The 5,638-nt window shown below is 42.8% G+C and carries 9 protein-coding genes; all 9 read left to right on the forward strand.

Annotation, left to right across the window (positions count from 1 at the left end; genetic code table 11):
* Positions 1-190, forward strand: a 190-nt coding sequence (locus DDZ13_RS15780; RefSeq protein WP_233246181.1) for a hypothetical protein, incomplete at its 5' end; no start/stop codon positions are given.
* A 77-nt stretch (positions 191-267) separates the two neighbouring features.
* The gene (locus DDZ13_RS14955; protein ID WP_110132268.1) at positions 268-708 is read left to right on the forward strand and encodes a hypothetical protein; all 441 of its coding nucleotides are present in this window, start codon (positions 268-270) and stop codon (positions 706-708) included.
* Positions 709-780: 72 nt separating this feature from the next.
* Positions 781-1,743: a hypothetical protein gene (locus DDZ13_RS14960; protein ID WP_110132269.1), complete on the forward strand. Its 963-nt coding sequence runs from the start codon at positions 781-783 to the stop codon at positions 1,741-1,743.
* Positions 1,744-2,202: 459 nt separating this feature from the next.
* Positions 2,203-2,787, forward strand: coding sequence for a hypothetical protein (locus DDZ13_RS14970; protein WP_110132271.1), 585 nt, complete (start codon positions 2,203-2,205; stop codon positions 2,785-2,787).
* 70 nt (positions 2,788-2,857) lie between these two features.
* The gene (locus tag DDZ13_RS14975) at positions 2,858-3,265 is read left to right on the forward strand and encodes a hypothetical protein (protein WP_110132272.1); all 408 of its coding nucleotides are present in this window, start codon (positions 2,858-2,860) and stop codon (positions 3,263-3,265) included.
* A gap of 50 nt (positions 3,266-3,315) precedes the next feature.
* Positions 3,316-3,801, forward strand: coding sequence for a hypothetical protein (locus DDZ13_RS14980; protein WP_110132273.1), 486 nt, complete (start codon positions 3,316-3,318; stop codon positions 3,799-3,801).
* Positions 3,802-3,879: 78 nt separating this feature from the next.
* Positions 3,880-4,494, forward strand: coding sequence for an AbiV family abortive infection protein (locus DDZ13_RS14985; protein ID WP_110132274.1), 615 nt, complete (start codon positions 3,880-3,882; stop codon positions 4,492-4,494).
* A 62-nt stretch (positions 4,495-4,556) separates the two neighbouring features.
* The gene (locus DDZ13_RS14990) at positions 4,557-5,354 is read left to right on the forward strand and encodes a hypothetical protein (protein ID WP_110132275.1); all 798 of its coding nucleotides are present in this window, start codon (positions 4,557-4,559) and stop codon (positions 5,352-5,354) included.
* A 31-nt stretch (positions 5,355-5,385) separates the two neighbouring features.
* Positions 5,386-5,638, forward strand: a 253-nt coding sequence (locus tag DDZ13_RS14995) for a hypothetical protein (protein WP_146209398.1), incomplete at its 3' end; no start/stop codon positions are given.

Genomic DNA, 5,638 nt, shown 5'->3' on the forward strand with positions numbered 1-5,638 from the left:
TCGCGGTTCAGAAATCATCACAGACGAAGTAAGAAAAAGGGCTACAACTGTCGAAAAGTTATCCTCCCAATCCAATTTTGATGACTCCTTATTGATTGGAAGTCTCTTGGCAATTTTTGGTTTCATCCTATTATCTACCGGCTCCAGAAAACTCAGGGCAGAACCAGCCGGCTCAGGTCAACCCATGTAACCCGCCCGATAATCCGAGAATCACTTGAACTACACACTCGTGAGGCTGGGTGCCTGGCCTCGACGTTCTCCAAAACAATGAGTAAAAAAGTAAAAATATTTTGGTTGCCGTTGTTTTTTGTTCTTGGGGCGTGCCTCGGTGGTGCTATTGGCTTAAGCTACTTTCCAAAGTCTATCGATGTGATTGATGGTCGTGTCTTTATAGATGGGAACTTTCCAATTGGATTAGGAAAGAAATATGACCGTTTTCACCAGGTAATTCATCTCTTCACTGTTGATGGAATAAACGTAAATGGACAAATCAAAGGAATTGAAATTGATCAAATCTACCAGATCATATCGATGATTGAAGAAGAGGACAACTCTCCTGTATTATCTATTAGGTTTATATCTAAAGATAGAATTGAAGTAAATACTGGTAAAACACGTGGCCCCCTAGATGGAGGAGGAAACCTCTACATGCTTCATCTAAAGGATGGCGAATGGCAAATTATGGATAGAGGGTCTTGGGTGAGCTAAACAAAACTGGGGAGAACCAGACGCAGTGGGCAACGGCTAAAGCCGCGCCCATGCTCGACGTTAGAAAAATAAATGCCTAAAAGAACTAACGAGTTCCAAGAAGTCGTGGACAGCATACAGAGGTTGTTTGCCCCAAAGAACGCGGAGATAACTACCTCAGCGATGGTTGCGCCGCTCCACGGGGGAACTCCTCGTGAAGTAGATATCCTTGTGAAATTTAAAACAGAATTGGGTATCCCTTTTACTCTGGCGGTAGAAGCAAAGGATCATTCTCGACCAATCGACTCAATGGGAGTCGAAAACTATATCGGTAAATACAACAACACTGGTGGGATAAGGGTCGATAAAGTCCTGATTGTAGCCCACTCATTCACGTCTACGGCAAAAACACGTGCAAATGACTTAGGTTTCAGTCTTCACACCTTAAACGAATTAAACGAACAAATCGTTGGCCAATTCGAGCGAGACAATCAGGATGATTCGGGCGCATGGTGGCTGAACAAAAATGCTAAAAAGGAAGAAGGGCACAAGCGGGTCGAAGTCGATTTGTTTGCTTTTGATGGCAGTAAGTTGCCATTGAATACGACAGTTGTGGCGCCTAGAAAAACAAAGAAGAATTTAGGCACCGCACGAGAGTGGGCCGATAGAATTCTGGAGTTTACGGCTGCGCCATTTGCAAATGAACAGTTTCGAGAATGGGCGGGAGTAATGATCAATCCTATTCTCGAAGCGAAATTTTCGGACCATAAAGGGTGGATTGGAAAGAAGAGCGTTAAATTAGACAAGATGACGTTTGATTTTGGCATGCGAATGCAATTTCCCAAAATGCAGTCCAAGGAATTTGAACTTGAAGCTGATGATGGTGAAACAAAGCGAATTGTTCAGGAGATTGGAGAAAACAAAGGCACTAAGCTTAAGGTTACTTATGAACACAAAAAAGGCAGTGACTCAGCTGAAGCTATCAGAGTTGATCATGTGAATGCTGATGGATCACCTCCAGAATCAAAGAGGATCATCAAGAAAATCAAATTCTAACAAGTCGATAGTGGACAACTCCGTTCGCTCGTCCCTCGCTCACTCCGCGCCACATCTCCACGATCTACAAGAAAATGAAAAATAAACGAATTGCATCCGAGTGGCTTTTCTTCGTTGGAGCCTTTCTTTTTGGGATTTTAGCACTTCCGATACTCATCCTCCCTTTTCTTTTTAGCGTCTTAGAATGGGGGAACTATTTACCGATAATATTTTATAAAAGCCTCTTCTCCCATGATTGGATGATTGCCTGGGGAATAACTCTTGGACCATATATTTTGGTCCAATTTATCCGATCAATTGTCTGGTCAGTAAAAATATTGAAAGAAGATTCAGATTAACGGAACAGCGGAAAACCCTAAGACAAAAAGAGAAAACAAGTGTAGATCCAGTCGGAGGTCTCAACTCCGTTCGCTCGTGCCTCGCTCACTCCTTGAGACTCCTCTACGTTAGTCAGAAAAAATGAACTGGAAAGAATTCATCGCCACAATCATTGATAGCCTCGCATGGCCTGCGGTTGTTATCGTTGCATTCTTTGTGTTCAAAGAACGGCTTGGAGCCGTTTTAGCTAAGCTTGCAAAAGTGAAGTATAAAGACCTCGAGCTGGACTTCGAAAAATTACGCGAACAAGCGAAAGAAATAGAATCAAAAGAACCTGAGGTTAACCCTTCTGAGGGACCGTCAAATCCTACCTTATCATCGCTTGAAGATCAGATATTGAATTCAGTAGAGTCGGCACCATCAGCAGCTATTCTATTGGCATGGTCTGCGGTTGAAGCATCCCTTGCTAGTGCCGTAGCGCGTTTGGCGATTTCACCAGAAAGCCCTTCGTATCGATCCCCGCTTCATAATATTGAGGTTCTTCATAAGCATAGCGGGATACAAAAAATGGAAATCCAATTATTGCATGAAATGAGGATGCTTCGAAATAAGGTTTCACATGAGCATGAGACCCTAAAAAGGATCAGCTCTGAACAAGCAGAAGATTATACCTCTACAGCATTCAAACTCATAAAGATCCTTAACTCACTCGACAGGAAAGACTAACAAGTCGATGGTATCAATTCCGTTACGGCTCCGCCTTCACTCCATCGATACATCTTTACGATATACAAAAATGGGTGAAATTACAGAGTTAGAGCAAATCGATCCACCAAGCACCCTCCAATGGATTGAAGCCTACTATCAAGAAATCGGGATCCTGAATCTGATAATCATCCTTATTTCCCTCGCGGCCTGTTTGTTTACGGCTCTAAAGACAAAATCAGAGAATAAAGAGAAACACTTTCGACGCATCTGTATCATTGGAATATTCACATCAAGTTGGTTAATCTTTGACTCAGCAAAAGATCTAGTAAATTGCTTTAACTACAGCACCACAGACGGGAAAATGCCCGTTGAAATGGTTCTTACGAGCATTGGTGAGAGAGCATTCCAGATCCAAGCAATTGCACTACATATGGCAATGATTGCAGCCCTATTACTCTTGGTCCACTCAAAGAAAGATGGTATATCCAGCCGGTAGTATCAACTCCGTTCCGCTGCGCTCCACTACGTGATACACCTCATCGTTCGATGAAGAAAATTTCACAACTTACCCTGCTGCTCATTCTTCTCATATCGAGCGCTTCCTGCTCGGAAACGAAGGAAGCAGCTTTGTATACTTCATCGATAACTTTACCAGCTGAGCAGCACGAACTCCACCACTTGTTGCTTCGGGAATACCGAAAGAAAATACCTAAAACAGAGAAAACAAATTACCCATCGATCTACGAAAAGAATAAGGATGGCGTCACTAACCCATACGTAGAATTCATCTTCGGAGATGATGTCAAAGGCGGTGAGCTAAAAAAGAATCTGAAAGAATACCTAACCACAAATCCTGACCAAGCTGGGGATTATTACAGTCTCTGGACAATTTTCTACCTGGAGCAGATAGGCATTAAAATCTCAGATCTAGAAGGCGGAAGGGTCGAAGCAAGCAGCTCAGAATTGAAGATTACCGCACGGCAAGAAGAGGTAGAGTATCTCGAAGAACTTTTAAATCAAACAAATGAATGATCGAACCAGTCGGTCGTCTCAATTCCTTTCGCGCTCCGCGCTACAGTCTTGAGACACCTTGACGTTCTGTAAAAAATTATGAAGCTGCCAGATTTTATCGATGAGCTCATTCCATTGCCTGGGTGCTTCTTGGTCTTTGACGATGATGATAAATCTGAGGCCGAAGACGAGGAAGAAAAAGTATTCCTAGATTCGTCAAAAGATCCCGAAAAAGCTGAAGCCGTGCTAGGAGTTTTTAGAATGAGCAAAAGCAATAGCATTAGTCTCCTACAAGAAGCTACGGTTTTAAATGAAAATGGATTTTACCCTAGGGCTGCAGCTTTAGCTATCATGTCTTACGAAGAGCTTGGAAAGTCACAGATTGCGGCAGATTACTACACTAAGTTAATCCCGGAAAGCATTTACAAAGCTGCTTTCCGAAAGCACGAAAAAACAGCATATACAAGCAGGCATCGAGCTATCGGCAACCATGAGAAGGTAAAGCATGGTTTTTACATAAATAAGTCCATTGCCCGAGAACTAGAAACAATGAGACAGCGAGCACTTTACGTAGATGAAAACAATAACCCGAGTGAGTCATTTTCTAAGGATGACGCAGAGCTGATCATCAGCAAAGTGGCTGAACACCAAAGAGCGATTGAGCATGCAGAGCAGTTGAATTGTCGGATTGGCTCCAAAGCATTATTTAAATAAACAGAACAAGGCAGTGGTGGCAACGGCTAACGCCGCGCCACACTTCGACGTTAGGGAAAAGAATGAAAAAGCAGACAAACGCGATCTTAGCAGCTTGCTGTGTCCTTTTCTTAAATTTGCAGGCCGTAACAGATACTTCAAAGTCTGACAAAGAAACCAAGTTCCAACTCAAACTTTCAAAGCAATACGGGGAATCCTTTGTATATGGGGAATTACAGGTTTCAGCCGGGTTTTACCCATATGATCCCATCATACTGTTCGCGGGAAATGAAGATAAAGCCCTGTTTCAGTGCAACCTTGTTCCAGTCGTATCGAACAGCCGTAACAAGAGACTGGATTATGAGAGAACCTTCACATTTGGAATAGAGCCAGAGATTGTCACTCACGGTAAGATATTTATCTCCGGTCAAGAGATATTACTGCGCGATCAAGTCGTAGAAGTGTTCGACTCCCCGGACCAGGCAAGAATGAGGGAAAAAGCAGAATACCTTAGGAGTGTCCAGGAGTCAGATTTCCCATTCTTTAAAGCACTTGATAGCACCTATGAGAAAAAAGAAACTAATCTTAATAAAGCGAATATAGAAGAGGCTTTCCACGCCTTGTTCCCTGAATGGGAGATCGGTTCGATAGACCAGGCAGTAGATCTAGATAGAACCGTTAACATCACACTAAATCACGATAGTGGAAAACATCTCTTATTTATGCTTATTCATTACTATGAAATTAGAATCGTAGAAGATGAGGGTAAGATACGCATCACAGGGATACCAGAAGTAGATGCACAGCCCACAAAGCAGATATTGTATTCAGAGCTAACAAGAAAACCAAACCCTAACCAGGCTAGAGAGGCAACGCCATAGGCGCGCCTCCTCTTGACGTTCTGGGAAAGAAATGAAATACCACGATTACAACATCCTATCGTACTCAGTGGATTGCCGGGAAGGCGTGATTGCGATGAATATCGGACGTCCGAATCAGCCAGAGATCGCGAATGAAAAAATAATCTTTTCAGGAGTTGTCGGGTATCACTTCAAAGATGCAATGGGGTCGATCATTTTGGACCTCGAAGAAAAAGAAATAAAAGAATTCATTGAGAAGAAATCTGAAGCATTCGCAGAATCTTACAGACTTCATGGAATCCCAA

It is taken from the genome of Coraliomargarita sinensis, assembly GCF_003185655.1.
Taxonomy (GTDB): Bacteria; Verrucomicrobiota; Verrucomicrobiia; order Opitutales; family Coraliomargaritaceae; genus Coraliomargarita_B; species Coraliomargarita_B sinensis.

Bases quoted from the DNA above. Each gene is read 5' to 3' on its own strand.
- DDZ13_RS14990 (WP_110132275.1), top strand. From the start codon at position 4,557: ATGAAAAAGCAGACAAACGCGATCTTAGCAGCTTGCTGTGTCCTTTTC.
- DDZ13_RS14970 (WP_110132271.1), top strand. From the start codon at position 2,203: ATGAACTGGAAAGAATTCATCGCCACAATCATTGATAGCCTCGCATGG.
- DDZ13_RS14955 (WP_110132268.1), top strand. From the start codon at position 268: ATGAGTAAAAAAGTAAAAATATTTTGGTTGCCGTTGTTTTTTGTTCTT.
- DDZ13_RS14975 (WP_110132272.1), top strand. From the start codon at position 2,858: ATGGGTGAAATTACAGAGTTAGAGCAAATCGATCCACCAAGCACCCTC.
- DDZ13_RS14985 (WP_110132274.1), top strand. From the start codon at position 3,880: ATGAAGCTGCCAGATTTTATCGATGAGCTCATTCCATTGCCTGGGTGC.
- DDZ13_RS14980 (WP_110132273.1), top strand. From the start codon at position 3,316: ATGAAGAAAATTTCACAACTTACCCTGCTGCTCATTCTTCTCATATCG.
- DDZ13_RS14960 (WP_110132269.1), top strand. From the start codon at position 781: ATGCCTAAAAGAACTAACGAGTTCCAAGAAGTCGTGGACAGCATACAG.